The 18029-nt window shown below is 70.9% G+C and carries 17 protein-coding genes; 12 read left to right on the forward strand and 5 right to left on the reverse strand.

Annotated elements, in window-relative coordinates:
* Positions 1-229: 229 nt before the first annotated feature.
* From ACIQMV_RS04510 to ACIQMV_RS04545, 8 genes are all read left to right on the forward strand, one after another.
* Positions 230-1465, forward strand: coding sequence for an amidohydrolase (locus tag ACIQMV_RS04510; RefSeq protein WP_402591088.1), 1236 nt, complete (start codon positions 230-232; stop codon positions 1463-1465).
* Between the two features lie 280 nt (positions 1466-1745).
* Positions 1746-2798, forward strand: a complete 1053-nt coding sequence (locus tag ACIQMV_RS04515; RefSeq protein ID WP_141359096.1) for a BMP family protein — start codon at positions 1746-1748, stop codon at positions 2796-2798.
* 302 nt (positions 2799-3100) lie between these two features.
* Entirely contained in the window at positions 3101-4150 is a 1050-nt protein-coding gene (locus tag ACIQMV_RS04520; RefSeq protein ID WP_402591089.1) for a BMP family protein, read from the forward strand.
* Positions 4151-4374: 224 nt separating this feature from the next.
* Positions 4375-5961 (forward strand): ABC transporter ATP-binding protein, encoded by a 1587-nt coding sequence (locus tag ACIQMV_RS04525; RefSeq protein ID WP_402591913.1) that lies wholly within the window; start codon positions 4375-4377, stop codon positions 5959-5961.
* Entirely contained in the window at positions 5958-7085 is a 1128-nt protein-coding gene (locus ACIQMV_RS04530; protein WP_402591091.1) for an ABC transporter permease, read from the forward strand. Before ACIQMV_RS04525 ends, ACIQMV_RS04530 begins: the two co-directional genes overlap by 4 nt.
* Positions 7085-8347: an ABC transporter permease gene (locus ACIQMV_RS04535; protein ID WP_402591093.1), complete on the forward strand. Its 1263-nt coding sequence runs from the start codon at positions 7085-7087 to the stop codon at positions 8345-8347. The genes ACIQMV_RS04530 and ACIQMV_RS04535 overlap by 1 nt, the downstream gene beginning before the upstream one ends.
* The gene (locus ACIQMV_RS04540) at positions 8344-8745 is read left to right on the forward strand and encodes a cytidine deaminase (protein WP_401773147.1); all 402 of its coding nucleotides are present in this window, start codon (positions 8344-8346) and stop codon (positions 8743-8745) included. Before ACIQMV_RS04535 ends, ACIQMV_RS04540 begins: the two co-directional genes overlap by 4 nt.
* A gap of 78 nt (positions 8746-8823) precedes the next feature.
* Entirely contained in the window at positions 8824-10107 is a 1284-nt protein-coding gene (locus ACIQMV_RS04545; RefSeq protein ID WP_141359083.1) for a thymidine phosphorylase, read from the forward strand.
* A 196-nt stretch (positions 10108-10303) separates the two neighbouring features.
* Here ACIQMV_RS04545 and ACIQMV_RS04550 read toward each other — a convergent pair whose 3' ends face one another.
* Positions 10304-11224 carry an AEC family transporter gene (locus ACIQMV_RS04550; protein ID WP_402591095.1) on the reverse strand — a complete coding sequence of 307 codons (921 nt, stop codon included), beginning with the start codon at positions 11222-11224 and terminating at the stop codon, positions 10304-10306.
* Positions 11225-11358: 134 nt separating this feature from the next.
* Between ACIQMV_RS04550 and ACIQMV_RS04555 the strand changes: the two genes are divergently transcribed.
* Complete coding sequence (locus tag ACIQMV_RS04555) at positions 11359-11745, forward strand: STAS domain-containing protein (protein ID WP_402591097.1); 387 nt, start codon at positions 11359-11361, stop codon at positions 11743-11745.
* Here ACIQMV_RS04555 and ACIQMV_RS04560 read toward each other — a convergent pair.
* Positions 11629-12645 (reverse strand): sigma-70 family RNA polymerase sigma factor, encoded by a 1017-nt coding sequence (locus ACIQMV_RS04560; protein WP_402591914.1) that lies wholly within the window; start codon positions 12643-12645, stop codon positions 11629-11631. The genes ACIQMV_RS04555 and ACIQMV_RS04560 overlap by 117 nt on opposite strands.
* Before the next feature lie 184 nt (positions 12646-12829).
* Positions 12830-14104 (reverse strand): MFS transporter, encoded by a 1275-nt coding sequence (locus tag ACIQMV_RS04565; protein ID WP_402591099.1) that lies wholly within the window; start codon positions 14102-14104, stop codon positions 12830-12832.
* Between the two features lie 63 nt (positions 14105-14167).
* On the opposite strand from ACIQMV_RS04565, the gene ACIQMV_RS04570 reads away from it, so the two are divergent.
* Entirely contained in the window at positions 14168-15121 is a 954-nt protein-coding gene (locus ACIQMV_RS04570; RefSeq protein WP_402591101.1) for a LysR substrate-binding domain-containing protein, read from the forward strand.
* 12 nt (positions 15122-15133) lie between these two features.
* On the opposite strand, the gene ACIQMV_RS04575 is transcribed toward ACIQMV_RS04570, so the two are convergent.
* Entirely contained in the window at positions 15134-15895 is a 762-nt protein-coding gene (locus tag ACIQMV_RS04575; RefSeq protein ID WP_402591103.1) for an alpha/beta hydrolase family protein, read from the reverse strand.
* Between the two features lie 114 nt (positions 15896-16009).
* Between ACIQMV_RS04575 and ACIQMV_RS04580 the strand changes: the two genes are divergently transcribed.
* Entirely contained in the window at positions 16010-17173 is a 1164-nt protein-coding gene (locus ACIQMV_RS04580) for an adenosine deaminase (protein ID WP_402591105.1), read from the forward strand.
* Between the two features lie 128 nt (positions 17174-17301).
* Complete coding sequence (locus tag ACIQMV_RS04585) at positions 17302-17655, forward strand: ATP-binding protein (RefSeq protein WP_141359065.1); 354 nt, start codon at positions 17302-17304, stop codon at positions 17653-17655.
* A 128-nt stretch (positions 17656-17783) separates the two neighbouring features.
* Here ACIQMV_RS04585 and ACIQMV_RS04590 read toward each other — a convergent pair whose 3' ends face one another.
* A complete protein-coding gene (locus ACIQMV_RS04590) occupies positions 17784-17984 on the reverse strand; it encodes a PspC domain-containing protein (RefSeq protein WP_141359063.1) in 201 nt (66 codons plus the stop codon).
* Positions 17985-18029 lie beyond the last annotated feature (45 nt).

The raw sequence follows: 18029 nt of genomic DNA on the forward strand, positions 1-18029 counted from the left end.
TATGCCTGGAGAAACGAACAAATGGGGCGGGGTGCCAGGGGTGTGATGCACACCACTCTCCCGGGGCTCCGCGATCCGCTCGGCCGGCGATGGCGGGCGAGTTTACCCATCCCAGCCGATACGTATGCGCCGGGCGGCCACCTTTTCTGCCCCTAACGGGTTGAACTTTTGTTGATCTAGGGCCAGTTGACCACCCCGGCGTCCTACCCTTCAGAGGGTGAAGCAACTGATGTCCCCAGAGTCCGAGGCCGATCTCCCCGCTGATGCCACGGCGGACGCCCTTCCCGGCATGCTGCCGGAGGCGCTGTACGCCGAGCTCGTCGCCTTCCGGCGCGATCTGCACATGCACCCCGAGCTCGGCAACCAGGAGTTCCGTACCACCGCCGCGATCAAGGAGCGGCTGGAGAAGGCCGGGCTCGCGCCGCGGGTGCTCCCGACCGGGACCGGTCTCGTCTGCGACATCGGCGGCGACCCCGGAGGCGGGGGGCCGGCCGTGCTCGCCCTGCGCGCCGACATCGACGCTTTGCCCATCCCCGACACCAAGAGCGAGAGCCCGTACCGCTCCACCGTGCCCGACCGCGCGCACGCCTGCGGACACGACGTGCACACCGCCGTCGTCCTCGGCGCCGGACTGGTCCTCGCGGACCTGCACCGGCAGGGGCTGCTGCCGCGGCCCGTGCGGCTGATCTTCCAGCCCGCCGAGGAGGTGCTGCCCGGCGGCGCCGCCGAGGTCATCAAGAGCGGCGCGCTGGAGGGAGTGGGCCGGATCGTCGCCGTGCACTGCGACCCCCGGGTCGACGCCGGCCGGATCGGACTGCGCCAGGGCCCCATCACCTCCGCCTGCGACCGGCTGGAGGTCTCGCTGGACGGTCCCGGCGGCCACACCGCACGACCGCATCTGACGACGGACCTCGTCACCGCCGTCGCCCGGGTCGTCACCGACGTGCCCGCGCTCGTCGGCCGGCGGGTCGACACCCGTGCCGGGCTCGCCGTGACCTGGGGGCGGATCGAGTCCGGGCACGCCCCGAACGTGGTCCCGCAGCACGCCGAGCTCGCCGGGACGGTCCGCTGCCTGGACATCAACGCCTGGCGGCAGGCACCCGACATCGTGGTCGCCGCGATCGACGAGGTCGCCAACCTGCACAAGGCCAAGTCCGAGATCAACTACGTGCGCGGGGTGCCGCCGGTCGTCAACGAACCGGTGGTGACCGAACTGCTGCGCGACGCCATGGTCGCCCGGCGCGGCGCCGCCAGCGTGGAGGACACCGAGCAGAGCCTCGGCGGCGAGGACTTCTCCTGGTACCTGGAGCACGTGCCCGGCGCGATGGCCCGGCTCGGGGTGCGCACCCCGGGTGAGCGGACCGTGCGCGACCTGCACCAGGGGGACTTCGACGCCGACGAGGCCGCCATCAGGGTGGGCGTGGAGCTGTTCACCGCCGCCGCCCTGCTGCATCCGACGCGCTGATCCCGGCCGGAGGGGCGGGGCGCCCGGCCGGCGCCCCGCCCCTCCGGTCCGTGTCACCCGTCCGCGACCGCCGGGCACGCGAAGGCCGTCCGCTGTCGGCACGGTTCGGTAACGGCCGGGATAAACCCCGTTTCCCTCCGCCTCTACGCGCGTTACTGTGCGCCGGAATCGCCACCAGAGGCGGCACATGGGCAAAACGGGCCGGCGACGGTGCCGTGGGCAAGAAGGGGTGCTTGCTGTGCGTCTGAACTCATCGAGGTCGAGATTCTCCCAAGCCGCGGTGACCGTAGCGGTCATCGCGCTCGCGGCCGCCGGGTGCGGCAAGTCCAGCAGCGATTCGGCCGGCGGCTCCGACAAGGCCGACAGCAGCTCGACCGGCGGCTCCGGCACGTACTCGGGCAAGGGCATCGGTCTGGCGTACGACATCGGCGGCAAGGGCGACCAGTCCTTCAACGACGCCGCGTTCTCCGGTTTCCAGAAGGCCGAGAGCGAGTTCAAGATCGGCGGCCGGGACGTCGATCCGAACGACAACGAGTCCGACGCGGACAAGGTGCAGCGCCTCGAACAGCTCGCCAAGGCCGGCTACAACCCGATCATCGGGGTCGGCTTCGTGTACGGCCCGGCGGTCAAGGAGGCCGCGGCGAAGTTCCCGAAGACGACCTTCGGCATCATCGATGACGAGACCGTCAAGGCCGACAACGTCGCCGACATGGTCTTCCACGAGGAGCAGGCCTCGTACCTGGCGGGTGTCGCGGCGGCCAAGACCACCAAGAAGAACCACGTCGGCTTCATCGGCGGTGTGGACATCCCGCTGATCCACAAGTTCGAGGCAGGGTTCGTCCAGGGTGCCAAGTCGGTCAACCCGAAGATCAAGATCGAGAAGCAGTACCTGACGCAGACCCCGCAGGAGGGCGGTTTCTCCAGCCCCGACAAGGGTGAGAGCGCCGCCAACGGTCAGATCGACGCCGGCGCCGACGTCATCTACCACGCGGCCGGCCTGTCCGGTCAGGGCGTCATCAAGGCCGCCGCCGCGCACAAGGTGTGGGCGATCGGTGTCGACTCCGACCAGTACGCGCAGAGCTCCCTGTCCAAGTACAAGGACTGGATCCTCGGCTCGGCCCTGAAGAACGTCGGCGGCGCGGTCTACGAGCTGACCAAGTCCGTCGTCGACGGCAAGCCGCTCTCCGGTGAGGTGCGCGGCGACCTGAAGTCGGGCGGTGTGGGCTTCGCCGACTCCAACCCGAAGTACAAGGCCATGAAGGACGTCGTCGCCGCCGTCGACAAGGCCAAGCAGGACATCATCGACGGCAAGGTCACCGTCAACACCGAGTGACCGCGCCGCCAGGCCCGAAGCGCTGACGGAAAGGCCCCGGACCGTACAGGTCCGGGGCCTTTCGCCGTCACGGTGTCCGCGAGCGCCGGGCGGGCCGGCCGCGACGGCGGGACCTCGACCTGCCTGGCCACGGGCCGGTGGGCGTCTCCGGCGGACACCCGCGCAGGGCCAGAGCGGCACCGAAGGATCAAAACGGTCGGATAACACTCTGGCAAGGAGGGGTTTTCCGCCATGTCTACGCGCGTTACGCTGCGGCGGAACCAGCGCCTGGTATGGGCGCTTGCACGAAGGAGTCTCGTTCCATGCGCCGGGTGTCCCGTATAGCGGTTGCAAGTGTCGCAACCGCAGCTCTCGCCGTCACTGTTTCCGCATGTGGCAGCAGCTCGTCCAGCACGTCGGCCGGTGGCGGCGACAAGAACCTGGGCCTCGCCCTCGCCTACGACGTCGGCGGCAAGGGCGACCAGTCCTTCAACGACGCCGCCACGGCCGGCCTGGACCAGGCCGACCAGGAGTTCGGCTACAAGAGCACGGCCGTCGAGCCGCAGGACGGTGAGTCGGACGCGGACAAGGTACAGCGCCTGGAGACCCTCGCCAAGCAGGGCTACAACCCGGTGATCGGCGTCGGCTTCGCCTACGCGCCGGCCGTCAAGGCCGCCGCCGCCAAGTTCCCGAAGACGACCTTCGGCATCGTCGACGACAACCAGATCAAGGCGAGCAACGTCACGGACCTGGTCTTCCACGAGGAGCAGGCCTCCTACCTGGCCGGTGTCGCCGCCGCCAAGACGACCAAGACGAACACCGTCGGCTTCATCGGCGGCGTGGACGTTCCGCTGATCCACAAGTTCGAGGCGGGCTTCAAGCAGGGCGTCGCGGACACCAAGAAGGGCGTCACGGTCAAGTCGCAGTACCTGACGCAGACCGCGCAGGAGGGCGGTTTCTCCAGCCCCGACAAGGGCGAGAACGCCGCCAACGGCCAGATCGACGCCGGTGCCGACGTCGTCTACGCCGCCGCGGGTCTGTCCGGCCAGGGCGTGATCAAGGCCGCCTCCGAGCACAAGATCTGGGCCATCGGCGTCGACTCCGACCAGTACAAGCAGGACGCGCTGGCCAAGTACAAGGACTCGATCCTCACCTCGGCCATGAAGGACGTCTCCGGCGCGGTCTACAACCTGGCCAAGTCGGTCAAGGACGGCAAGCCCCAGACCGGTGAGGTCCGCGCCAGCCTGGCGACCGGCGGTGTGAGCCTCTCCGACTCCAACCCCGTCTTCAAGGACAACGCCGCCCTCCAGGCCGCGATCAAGAAGGCCGAGGAAGGCATCAAGAGCGGCTCGATCACGGTCAAGGACTCCTGACCGAACGGTTGCGGGCCTGTCTCAGGGATGGCCTGAACGACGCTGCGGCGGCAGTGTCACGGCGGCGGAACGGGGTGTGGAAGCGCACAGCGACTCCCACCCCGTTCACGCGGCAGAATGCTCGGAACGGATCGAGGACAAATCAAGGTCGATCAGGTCCGGGCACTATTTAAAGCAGGGGCGCTACGCGCGTAGAGCGGCCCCTTTCCCCAAGGAGAGTCGCCATCGACGCGTCCAGCAGCCCTCCGCTCACCGCCCAGCCGACCATCGCGGTAGAGCTCGCGGGCATCACCAAACGGTTCCCCGGAGTCGTGGCCAACCACGACATCCACCTGACGGTCCGTAAGGGAACCGTACACGCCCTCGTCGGCGAGAACGGTGCCGGCAAGTCCACCCTGATGAAGATCCTCTACGGCATGCAGAAGCCGGACGAGGGCACCATCGCGGTCGACGGCGAGCAGGTGAGCTTCGGCAGCCCCGCCGACGCCATCGCCCGCGGCATCGGCATGGTCCACCAGCACTTCATGCTGGCCGACAACCTGACCGTGCTCGAGAACGTCGCCCTCGGCAGCGAGAAGCTGTACGGCATCGGCGGCGGCGCCCGCAGGAAGATCAAGGAGATCTCCGACCGCTACGGCCTCGGCGTCCGCCCGGACGCCCTGGTCGAGAACCTCGGTGTCGCCGACCGTCAGCGCGTGGAGATCCTCAAGGTCCTCTACCGCGGCGCCCGCACCCTCATCCTCGACGAGCCGACCGCCGTGCTCGTCCCGCAGGAGGTCGACGCGCTCTTCGACAACCTGCGCGAGCTGAAGGCCGAGGGCCTGTCCGTCATCTTCATCTCCCACAAGCTGGGCGAGGTCCTGTCGGTCGCGGACGACATCACCGTCATCCGCCGCGGCACCACCGTGGGCACGGCCGTCCCCGCCGAGACCACCTCGCGCCAGCTCGCCGAGATGATGGTCGGCAGCGAACTGCCCACTCCGGAGACCGCCGAGTCCACGGTCACCGACCGCCCCGTCCTCATCGTCGACAAGCTGCGGCTGGAGGCCGAGGGCGGCCGGGCCGTCCTCGACGACATCAGCTTCACCATCCACGCCGGCGAGGTCCTCGGCCTCGCGGGCGTCGAGGGCAACGGCCAGAGCGAGCTCATCGAAGCCCTCATCGGCCTCAAGCAGGCCGACACGGGCACGATCGCCCTCCTCGGCGAGGACGTCACCTCCTGGCCCACCCGCAGGCGCCGGGAGTCCGGCGTCGGCTACATCCCCGAGGACCGCCACCGGCACGGGCTCCTGCTGGAGGCCCCGCTGTGGGAGAACCGCATCCTCGGCCACGTCACCGAGCGCCCCAACGCCAAGGGCTTCTGGCTCGACCCCAAGGGCGCCCAGGAGGACACCCGACGGATCGTCGAGGAGTACGACGTCCGCACCCCCGGCATCGACGTCACCGCCGCCTCCCTGTCCGGCGGCAACCAGCAGAAGCTGATCGTCGGCCGTGAGATGAGCCACAGCCCCAAGTTCCTCATCGCCGCCCACCCCACCCGCGGTGTGGACGTCGGCGCGCAGGCCGCGATCTGGGACCACATCCGGGACGCCCGCCGCGAGGGTCTGGCCGTACTGCTGATCTCCGCCGACCTGGACGAGCTGATCGGTCTGTCCGACACCCTGCGGGTGATCTACAACGGCCGGCTGGTCGCCGACGCCGACCCGGCCACCATCACCCCCGAGGAACTGGGCTCGGCCATGACGGGCGCCGCGTCCGGTCACCTGGAACACACCGAAACCACCGCCGGTCCGGAGGACGAGGCCCGATGAAGAAGTTCGACAAGGAGCGGGTGCTCCTCGCGGTGGCCGGCCCGGTCATCGCGCTCGTCGCGGCGATCCTGCTGACCTCGATCGTGCTGATCGCCTCGGGCAAGAGCCCGATCGAGCCGTACACGCTGATGCTCGAGCAGGCGTCGTACTCCGACGTCCAGGTGCTGATCATCAACCAGGCGTCGCTGTACTACATCGCGGCGCTGGGCGTGGCCCTCGGCTTCCGCATGAACCTGTTCAACATCGGTGTCGACGGTCAGTACCGCCTGGCCGCGATGATGACCGCCGTGGTCGGCGCCCACCTGGCCTTGCCGTCCTTCCTCCAGATACCGACGCTGCTGCTCGTCGGCATGCTCACCGGCGCCTTCTGGGCCGGTATCGCGGGCGTCCTGAAGGTCACCAGGGGCGTGAGCGAGGTGGTCGCCACCATCATGCTCAACGCGATCGCCAGCAGCCTCATTGTCTACCTCTCCCAGAACAGCGTGTGGGGCGTGCAGGTCGGCAACAACATGACGACCGGCGTCATGCACAAGTCCGGCTGGGTCCCGGGCATCAACCTGGGTTCCGACGTCGGCGAGATCTACGGCCTGGTCTTCCTCGCCGTCCTGCTCGGCGTGCTGTACTGGTTCGTCCTCAACCGCACCCGTTTCGGCTTCGACCTGCGTGCGTCCGGCGCCTCCGAGTCCGCTGCCGCGGCCTCCGGCGTCAACGCCAGGCGGATGGTGCTCACCGCCATGTTGATCTCCGGCGCGGTCGCCGGCCTGTCCGGCCTTCCACTGCTGCTCGGCGACTCCCACACCTACAGCCTGAGCTTCCCGGCCGGCCTCGGCTTCACCGCGATCGGCATCGCCCTGCTCGGCCGCAACAACCCCGGCGGTATCGCCCTCGCCGCCCTGCTCTGGGCCTTCCTCGACAAGGCGTCCCCCGCCCTCGACTACGCCGTCCCGGTGGCGTACGAGAAGGAGATCGCCACGATCATGCAGGGCCTGATCGTCTTCGCGGTCGTCATCTCCTACGAGGCCGTACGCCAGTGGGGCCTGCGCCGCCAGCAGAAGCAGGTCGGCGCCGAGCTGGCCGCGGCCGCCGCCCAGAACAACGTCCAGAAGAAGGAGGTGGCGGCCTGATGTCCACCGCGACCATCGCCAAGCCCCAGGCCAAGCAGCCCGGCAAGGGCAGCCGCCGTGTCTCCCTCCCGGTGCTCCTGCTGATCATCGCGGGCGTGCTGGTACTGACCTCGGTCGTCCGCCTCGTCACCGGCGCGCACGGCATCACCTCGACCGGCCAGATGTCCACCGCGCTGCGCCTGGCCGTCCCGATCGGCCTCGCCGGCCTCGGCGGTCTGTGGGCCGAGCGGTCCGGCGTCGTCAACATCGGCCTCGAGGGCATGATGATCCTCGGCACCTGGTTCGGCGCCTGGGCCGGCTACCAGTGGGGCCCCTGGGTCGGCATCGTCTTCGGCATCATCGGCGGCGCGCTCGGCGCCGTCCTGCACGCCATCGCCACGGTGACCTTCAACGTCAACCACATCGTCTCCGGTGTGGCGATCAACATCCTGGCCCTCGGCACCACCCGCTACCTGTCGAAGTTCACCTTCGAGCACGTCCCCCAGGGCTCCTCGAAGCAGTCCCCGCCGATCGACTCGCTCGGCACCTTCGACATACCGGGCCTGTCCGGCTGGCTGGACACACTCAACACCAAGCACTGGTTCCTGGTCTCCGACATCGCCGGCCTGCTCGGCGGTCTGATCACCAACCTGTCGCCGCTGACCGTCATCGCGATCGCCCTCGTGCCGCTGTCCTGGTGGGTGCTGTGGCGCACCGCCTTCGGGCTGCGCCTGCGCTCCTGCGGCGAGAACCCGGTGGCCGCCGAGTCGCTCGGCGTCAACGTCTACAAGTACAAGTACATCGCCGTGATCATCTCCGGCGGCTTCGCCGGCCTGGGCGGCGCGTTCCTGTCCATCGTGGCCTCGAACGTCTACCTCGACGGCCAGACCGCCGGCCGCGGCTACATCGGTCTCGCCGCGATGATCTTCGGCAACTGGATGCCGGGCGGCCTCGCCCTCGGCGCCGGCCTGTTCGGCTACACCGACAGCCTGAATCTGCGCGGCGGCACGACCAACGTGCACGCGCTGATCCTGCTGCTTGCGATCCTGCTGGTGTTCGGCGCGGCATACCTGGTGTGGAAGAAGAAGCTGGTGCCCGCCGTCATCACCGCCGTCGTCTCGGCGCTGATGTTCGCCTGGTACCTCGGCACCAACGAGGTGCCCAAGCAGGTCGTGACCGCCACGCCGTACATCGTCACCCTGCTGGTGCTGTCGCTGTCGGCACAGCACCTGCGGATGCCGAAGGCGGACGGTCAGCCGTACCGGAAGGGACAGGGCAAGTGAGCTCAGACGCGACGGTCGACTGGGCGGCGCTGCGGCAGGAGGCGCGCGCGGCGATGACCCGTGCGTACGTCCCCTACTCGAACTACCCGGTCGGTGCCGCCGCCCTGGCCGACGACGGCCGGATCGTCACCGGCTGCAACGTCGAGAACGCCTCCTACGGACTCGGCCTGTGCGCCGAGTGCGGACTGGTCTCGCAGCTCGCGAACACCGGGGGCGGCCGGCTGACGCACTTCACGTGCGTGGACGGCAGGGGCGAGATCCTCGTCCCGTGCGGGCGCTGCCGCCAACTGCTGTACGAGTTCGGCGGGCCGGACCTGATCCTGGAGACCCCGGCGGGGATCCTGCCGCTGTCCGAGATGCTGCCGCAGGCCTTCGGGCCGGACCACCTCACCAAGTAACACCCGGGCGGCCCCCTGAACCCCTTGGGGCCAAGCGGGCCGCCCGCCCCCTTCGCACCCCGGAAGGAACCGAACCCCATGGCCATGGACGCCATCTCCGTCATCCGCACCAAGCGGGACCGCGGCGAGCTCAGCGGCGAGCAGATCGACTGGGTGATCGACGCGTACACCCGCGGGGAGGTCGCCGACGAGCAGATGTCCGCGCTCGCGATGGCCATCCTCCTCAACGGCATGAACCGCGAGGAGATCGCCCGCTGGACCGCGGCGATGATCGCCTCCGGCGAGCGCATGGACTTCTCCTCCCTGTCCCGCCCCACCGCCGACAAGCACTCGACGGGCGGCGTCGGTGACAAGATCACGCTGCCGCTGGCCCCGCTGGTCGCGGCCTGCGGCGCGGCCGTCCCGCAGCTGTCGGGCCGCGGCCTCGGCCACACCGGCGGCACGCTGGACAAGCTGGAGTCGATCCCCGGCTGGCGGGCGCTGCTGTCCAACGAGGAGATGCTGTCCGTACTGGACGGCGTCGGCGCGGTGATCTGCGCGGCCGGCGACGGTCTGGCCCCCGCGGACAAGAAGCTGTACGCCCTGCGCGACGTGACCGGCACGGTCGAGGCGATCCCGCTGATCGCCTCCTCGATCATGTCCAAGAAGATCGCCGAGGGCACGGGCTCGCTGGTCCTCGACGTGAAGGTGGGCACCGGCGCCTTCATGAAGACGCTCGACGACGCCCGTGAGCTGGCCTCCACGATGGTCGGTCTGGGTACCGACCACGGCGTGCGGACGGTCGCGCTCCTGACCGACATGTCGACCCCGCTCGGCCTGACGGCGGGCAACGCGCTGGAGGTCCGCGAGTCGGTCGAGGTCCTGGCCGGCGGCGGCCCCGCGGACGTGGTCGAACTGACCCTGGCCCTGGCGCGCGAGATGCTGGACGCGGCCGGCCTGAAGGACGCCGACCCGGCGAAGGCCCTGGCCGACGGCTCCGCGATGGACGTCTGGCGTCGCATGATCGCGGCCCAGGGCGGCGACCCCGACGCCCCCCTGCCCACCTCCAGGGAACAGCACGTGATCACGGCCCCCTCCTCGGGCGTCCTGACCCGCCTCGACGCCTACGGCATCGGCGTCGCCGCCTGGCGCCTGGGCGCCGGCCGCGCCCGCAAGGAGGACCCGGTCCAGGCGGCCGCGGGCGTCGAGCTGCACGCCAAGCCCGGCGACCGGGTGACGGAGGGCCAGCCCCTGCTGACCCTTCACACCGACACCCCCGAGCGCTTCGAGTACGCGCTCCAGTCGGTCGAGGGCTCGTACGACATCGCGGCGCCCGGCACGGACTTCACCGCCTCGCCGGTGGTGCTGGAACGTATCGCCTGACCTGCACTTTCCTCTTCCGGGTGAACGGGATCGGTGGACCTCCACCGGTCCCGTTCGGCATGCTGGGATCGGTGACGCCCCGATAGGAGACCGCCATGAGCGCACTCACCGTCAGCCATGATCCCGAGCAGGGCTGGGACGACCTCGTCCGTTCAAACTGATTCTCGACACCGGCGTGTTCCCCTGCGGCTGATGGTCAGCCCAGCAGTGCCGCCACCACCGCCAGCACCGGCACCGACAGGATCGTCGACAGCAGGATGGACTCGCGGGCCAGGGACTCGCCGACGCGGTAGCGGCTCGCGTAGGTGAACAGGTTCTGTGCGGCGGGCAGGGCCGAGGTCACCACGACGTCCAGCAGAGGTGCCCCGCTCAGGCCGAAGACGCCCGCCGCCAGGGCCCAGGCCGCCAACGGCTGGCCCGCCGATTTCAGGGCGACCGCGAGCAGCACCGGGTGACGGTCGCGGCCACGGCCGGGGGCCGCGCTGCCGCACAGGGAGATGCCGTAGGCCAGCAGGACGGCCGGGACGGACATGTTGCCGATCAGGGTGATCGGGTCCATCACCGGACCGGGCACCCGCAGGCCGGTCGCCGAGACCAGGACCCCGCTCAGGGAGCCCACCGCGATCGGGTTGCGCAGCGGAGTGAGCAGGCGCCGCCACAGGGAGCCCTTCCCGTCCGGCCCGGAGAGGTCCAGCACCGTCAGCGCGATGGGCGTGACCATGATCTGCTGGAACAGCAGGACCGGGGCCACCAGGGACGCGTCGCCCAGGACGTACACGGCGATCGGGATGCCGAGGTTGCCGGAGTTGACGTAGCTGGAACACAGCGCACCGATCGCGGTGCGACCCACGCCCCAGCGCCGCACCGCGCCGAACGCCACGAAGACGCCCGCCGCCGCGGCCGTGCTCAACGCCGTCACCAGCAGCCGGCTGGAGAAGACCACCGACAGGTCGGCCCGCGCGAGCGTCGTGAACAACAGGGCGGGGGACGCCACGTGGAAGGCCAGCCTGGTCAGCACCTCGCGGCCCTGGTCACCGAGGGAGCCGCGGTGACCGATCGCGTAGCCGACGCCGATCACCACCGCGATGACCGCGAACCCGCTCAGCACCCCCCGCACACGGCCTCCTCCGCGGGCAGGAGGCCGTCGGGTATCCAGGGCGGTGCTGATCCGTGGGACATACGGCCACCCTCCGGGGAGGGCGGGGAGCGGGTCAATGTGATCTCCGGCGGGCCCGCGGTCCCCGGCCCGCGATGAGTTGCGCCCGGCCGCACGGTCTACAGACCGTGGATGCCAGGACACCTGCCGTGCTCGTGCTCGCCGGCCCCGTCACCCGGGAGGAGGTGGCGGGGCTGTGCGCGGACGTGCGGGCCCTGCTGGGGGACACCCGGGCCGACGTCGTGGTGTGCGACGTCGGGGGTCTCGGGCCGCCGGGACTCGGCGTGGTCGACCTGCTGGCGCGGCTCCAGCTCGCCGCCCGGCGAGCCGGCGGCCGCATACGGCTGCGCGACCCCGACCCGGCGCTAGACGCCCTCCTCCGCCTGGTCGGCCTCTCCCTCGAGATGGAGCGGCAACCCGAACAACGGGAACCACCGCTGGGTGTCGAGGAAGCAGTGGAACCCGGTGATCCGGCCCTCTGACGTCTCCAGGACCTGCACCGCCCACGGGGTGAAGCCGCCCTTCTCCGGGTCCGGCTTGTACTGGGCGAAGCCCGGCAGCCCGTTGGCCCGCACCGGCAGCAGCCGGGAGCCCGCGCAGGCCGCGCCCAGCGTCGTCATGAAGCCCGTGATGTCCGACGGGCCCGTCAGCCACAGGTCGAACGGCGGCATCGTCATCACCGCGTCCTCGTGCAGCAGCGCGGTCAGCTCCGCCATGTCGTACCCCTCGAACGCCTTCACATAGCGCTCCAGGAGCCGTTGCTGGGCCTCGTCCAGCGGGTCGGACACCGTCGCCTCGGCGGCCTTGTCGCCCCGCTCGGCGAGCGTGGCGCGCGCCCGCTGGAGGGCGCTGTTGACCGACGCGACCGATGTGCCCAGCAGCTCGGCGACCTCGCTCGCCCGCCAGGCCAGCACCTCTCGCAGGATCAGCACGGCCCGCTGCTTGGGCGGCAGCCGCTGCAACGCGGCCATGAAGGCGAGCCGCACCGACTCCTTGGTGACGGCCGCCTCCGCCGGGTCCTCGACCGCCGGCAGCACACGGGCGTCCGGCATCGGCTCCAGCCATGTGTGGTCCGGGCGCGGCGACAGCGCCGCGCGGGCCAGCGGCGTGGACTCGGTCAGGTCCATCGGCCGGGCCCGCTTGCTGCCCGCCGCCAGCATGTCCAGGCAGACGTTCGTCGCGATGCGGTAGAGCCACGAGCGCAGGCTGGAGCGCCCCTCGAACTTGTCGTAGCTCCGCCAGGCACGCACGAGGGTGTCCTGGACCGCGTCCTCCGCCTCGAAGGACGAGCCGAGCATGCGGTAGCAGTAACCGGTCAGCTCGACCCGGTACCCCTCCAGCCGCTCGTCGAGCTCCGCCGTCGCCGTCGTGCCGTTTCCCATCGTCCACCCGCCCCTGTGGCCGTCCCGTCCGGTGCGCGTCGTCACGCCCAGCACTTCGGAAGCTACCGCAGCCCACTGACAACGGCCCTTGGAGCAGGAGAGACGGCAGGTCGAAGGGCATGCACGGGCCCGCGGCCCGCGCGAGGGCGTCCCGGACGGCCCTGCGGCGAGGGGGCCGGCGCGGCTACGCGGGCACCGGCTCCCGCCGCGCCGCGACCCTCGCCGCCCGCGAGCCGAGCGCCGTGATCGCCACGACGCCCAGGACGGCCAGCAGTCCGACCCCGACGGTTCCCGACCAGCCCTGCGCGTGGAAGGCCACGGCGCCCACCGTGCTGCCCGCGCTGGAGCCGACGTAGTAGGCGGACTGGTAGAGCGCCGAGGCCTGGGCACGGCCGTGCGTGGCCGTCCGGCTGACCGCCGAGGAGGCGACCGCGTGACCGGCGAAGAAGCCCGCGGTGATCAGGACCAGGCCCAGCAGGACCAGCGCGACCGAGTCCAGCAGGGACACCAGCAGACCCGCCGCCGTCGTGGCGCCCGCCAGGTACAGGGCGCCCCTGCGGCCCAGCCGGCCCACCAGCCGGCCCGCCGTCGACGCGGACACCGTGCCCACCAGGTACACCAGGAAGATCGAGCCGACGATGCCCTGCGGCAGGGAGAACGGCGCCTCCGTCAGGCGGTAGCCGATCACCGTGTAGACCCCGCCGAACACCGTCATGAACAGCGCGCCGATCGCGTACAGCCTGCGCAGCAGCGGATCGGCGAGGTGGTCGCGGACCGAGCGCGCCAGCACCTGGGGGCGCAGCGAGCCCGCCCTGAAGTGTTGCGGCGCCGGAAGCAGCAGGCGGAAGGCCACCGCGCAGCCCACCGCGATCACCCCGACCACCCCGACGGCCACCCGCCAGCCCCACTCCTGGGCGACCCAGCCGGTGATGACCCGGCCGCTCATGCCGCCCACGCTGTTGCCGGCCACGAACAGGCCGATCGCCGTGACCAGGGCCCGGGGCCGCACCTCCTCCGCCAGATACGCCTGCGCCGAGGCCGGCAGCCCCGCGAGGGCCGCGCCCTGGAGTGCCCGCAGCACCACCAGCGAGCCCAGCGACGGCGCGAACGGCACCAGCAGCCCGACGACCACCGCGACCGCCAGCGAGGCCGTCATGACCGTACGCCGCCCGAAACGCTCCGACAGCGCGCTCGCCGGGAGCACGAACAGCGCCAGGCCGCCCGTCGCGGCGGCCACCGTCCAGCTCGCGTCGCTCGCCGCCACGTGGAACTCGCCGGAGATCAGCGGCAGCAGGGCCTGTGTGGAGTACAGCAGCGCGAAGGTGGCGACACCCGCGAGGAAGAGGGCGAGGCTCATCCGGCGGTAGCCGGGGCCGCCCGGGGCCATGCGGGAGTCGGAGTCGGGGACTGAGGCGACGGCGCCCACGGTGGTGAGCGCCCCGGTATCGGCGGGAGTCATACGGCGACCGTAGAAAGCCGGGCACTCATCCGTCCAATGCACGGACTCGGCATAATCGTTCCCATGGTGCATCAGCCGAGGTCGCAGCCGCGTCTGTCACAGACCGGTGACACAGAAGACATCGTCGCGTTGCTGGCGCCCCGCCTGGCGCACTTCGCCGGCGTGGCCCGCACCGAGCACGTCACCCGGGCCGCGCAGGAGATGCAGGTCCCGCAGTCGACGCTCTCGCGGGCCATGGTCCGGCTGGAGCAGGACCTCGGCGTCGACCTCTTCGCCCGCCGGGGCCGCACGGTCTCCCTGACCCCCGCCGGCCGTACCTTCCTCGCCTCCGTGCAACGCGCCCTCGCCGAGATCGAGCGCGCCGCCGAGGAGGTGCGCGCCGACGCCGACCCGGCCACCGGGAAGGTCGCCTTCGGCTTCCTGCACACCATGGGCGCCGAGACCGTGCCCGGCCTCATCCACGCCTTCCGGGCCGACCATCCCCGCGTTCGCTTCAGCCTGGTGCAGAACTACGGCGAGGCCATGCTGGAGGGGCTGCGGGCGGGCGAGCTCGACCTCTGCCTGACGTCCCCCGTGCCGGACGCCCCCGACCTGGTCGCCCGCCGTCTCGACGAGCAGAAGCTGCGCCTGGTCGTCCCCGCCGACCACCGGCTCGCCGCCCGGCGCCGCATCCGCCTGACCGAGGCCGCCGAGGAGTCCTTCGTGACCCTGGAACCCGGCTACGGCCTGCGCCGCATCACCGACGCCCTGTGCCGGGAGGCCGGCTTCACGCCGCGCGTCGCCTTCGAGGGCGAGGAGGCCGAGACCCTGCGCGGCCTGGTCGCCGCGGGCCTCGGGGTCGCCCTGCTGCCCCCGCCGGCCTTCCCCCGCCCGGGAGTCGTCGAGCTGACGGTGACGGCCCCGCGCGCGGTACGGGAGATCGGCGTGGCCTGGCTGGAGGGCCACCCGGACACCCCGCCGGTGGCGGCCTTCAAGAAGTTCCTGCTCGCCAAGCGCGGCAATCTGCTCCCCACCTGACGGCGGGCGGCCCTACCGCCGCAGTGTCTTCCCGAACCCGGCCGCCAGCGGCATCCGCAGACCCAGCGGTGGCGGAGCCGCCAGCGCGTCCTGCACCGGCCGCGAGAACACCCGCCCGAACAGGGACCCCATGACGAAGTCGGTGGTGAGCGCGAGGACTTCGTCCCGGTACTGACGCAACCCGTGTCCGTCGGCGTGGACTTCGAACCGGCACACGTCCCGGTTCGCCTTCTTCGCCTGCTCGGCGAACCGGAAGGACAGCTCGGGATCGGTCCGTTCGTCGTTCGTGCCGTGCACGATCAGCACCCGGCGCCCGGCGAGCTGCCTGACCGGTTCGGGCGAGGCGGCCACGTCGGCCTCGGGCAGCGAAGGGGCGATGGCCACCACGGAGTTGACGGTCTCGTGCCCGGCGGCGTGCAGCGCGGCCCGGCCGCCCATGTCGAGACCGGCCAGGCAGACCGGCACGTCCCCGTAGCGCCGGACGACCTCCTCGACGGCCCAGGCGGCGTCGCGGGCCGGATGTGCCTCGGCTCCGTTCCAGCCGCGGTAGCGGTAGTGCACCACGTGCACGGCCAGGCCCTCCTCGCGCCCCGCGCGGGCCAGCCGGCGCCCCAGCGCGCGCACCGAGGCGGCCGCCAGCACCGGCGAGGGTCTGCGGGTGGAGACCTCCTGGCCGCCCGGGAGCAGCAGCACCGCTCCGCCCACCGCCGCCGGCTCCGGGCCGACCGTCCTCCCCAGCCGGGCCGTGCGAACCGGCGTCGCTTGGTGTGACATGACAGAACAGTGTCAGAAGCACCGGTGTACGCCACCCGTCCGGGCGGTCACCGTTACATATCGACGGATGTGTACACACGATGATCTACGCGCGTAGGAGTTAAAGTGCGGAAAATGACGAGCCAGACTGCCCACCAGGGGAACACCCCGAGCTCGGACCAGATCCGCCGGGCGCCCAAGGTTCTGCTCCACGATCACCTCGACGGCGGGCTCCGCCCCGGAACCGTCGTCGACCTGGCCCGCGCGTCGGGCTACTCCCCGCTCCCCGAGACCGACCCGGACAAGCTGGGCCCGTGGTTCCGGGAGGCCGCCGACTCCGGCTCGCTGGAACGGTACTTGGAGACGTTCGCGCACACCGTCGCCGTGATGCAGACCCGCGACGCCCTCGTCCGGGTCGCCCGCGAGTGCGCCGAGGACCTCGCCGAGGACGGCGTCGTCTACGCCGAGGTGCGCTACGCCCCCGAGCAGCACCTGGAGGGCGGGCTGAGCCTGGAGGAGGTCGTCGAGGCCGTCAACGAGGGCTTCCGCGAGGGCGAGCGGACCGCCCTGGAGAACGGTCACCGGATCCGGGTCGGCGTCCTGCTGACCGCGATGCGGCACGCGGCCCGCTCCCTGGAGATCGCCGAACTCGCCAACCGCTACCGGGACTCGGGCGTGGTGGGCTTCGACATCGCGGGCGCGGAGGCCGGTTACCCGCCCACCCGGCACCTGGACGCCTTCGAGTACCTGAAGCGGGAGAACAACCACTTCACGATCCACGCCGGCGAGGCCTTCGGACTGCCGTCCATCTGGCAGGCGCTGCAGTGGTGCGGCGCGGACCGGCTGGGCCACGGGGTGCGCATCATCGACGACATCCAGGTCCACGAGGACGGCACGGTCGAACTGGGGCGGCTGGCCTCCTACGTCCGTGACAAGCGCATCCCGCTGGAGCTGTGCCCGAGTTCCAACCTCCAGACCGGGGCGGCGCCCTCGTACGCCGAGCATCCGATCGGACTGCTGCGCCGGCTCCACTTCCGGGCCACGGTCAACACGGACAACCGTCTTATGTCCCACACCAGCATGAGCCGGGAGTTCGAGCAGCTGGTCGAGGCATTCGGATACACACTCGACGACATGCAGTGGTTCTCCGTCAATGCGATGAAATCAGCATTCATTCCTTTCGATGAACGACTGGCGATGATCAATGACGTGATCAAGCCCGGATACGCGGCGCTGAAATCCGAATGGCTGTTTCAGCAGACGGCGTCCACCAGGGGTTTCTCGACCTTGGAAGGCTGATCGGAAGATACGGGAACATGTCCGGGGCGCTTATTCCGTCCGTATGTCGATGTTTGCGGCGGACGGCTCGGCATGTTTACGGTCGTGGACCGCTCAGTTCCCTGTCTTCCACCCAAGGACGCGTTTTCATGAAGCAGTCTGCCGTCAAGTCCCTCGGTGTCGCCGCCCTCGGGGCCGCCTTCGCCGCCGCCGGCGCGGGCGCCGCGAACGCCGCGCCGGCCGTTCCGGACGCCGGCCAGGCGCTCGGTACCGTCAGCAAGGCGCTCCCGACGGAGAACGTCGCCAAGTCGGTGCCCGGGGCCGGCCAGGCGCTGAACCAGGCCAGGCCCGCGGTGCAGTCGGGTCTCGCGGCCGCGCAGCCGGCCACCCAGGGCCTGCTCCAGAACGGCCCGACCAAGCCGGTCGCCGGTCTGCTCGGCGGACTGCCGGTGCAGGGCCTGCCCACCCACGGCCTGCCGTTGAACGGGCTGCCGCTGGGCTGAGCCCACCGCTCCCCTAGGACACGACACGGCTGGGGCGCACCTCCTGGTTCCAGGGTGCGCCCCAGCCGTGCCGTCGTTTCACCGCGTCACCGCGTCACCGCGTCACCGCGTCACCGCGTGCGCGGCGTTCACCACGCGCTGCCGGCCGTCTCCTCCGAGGGCAGCAGGATCCACAGCGCGATGTAGACCAGGAACTGCGGGCCCGGCAGCAGGCAGGACAGCAGGAAGATCACGCGCATCGTCGTCGCGGAGGTGCCGAAGCGCCGAGCCAGCGCAGCGCACACTCCGCCGAGCACGCGACCGTGGGTCGGGCGGGCCAGGGCGGTCATGGTCGACTCCTTCGTGAGCTGTCGGTGCGGGGCCGCCCCGTCGGC

It is taken from the genome of Streptomyces sp. NPDC091412 (genome assembly GCF_044756885.1).
Classification (GTDB): domain Bacteria; phylum Actinomycetota; class Actinomycetes; order Streptomycetales; family Streptomycetaceae; genus Streptomyces.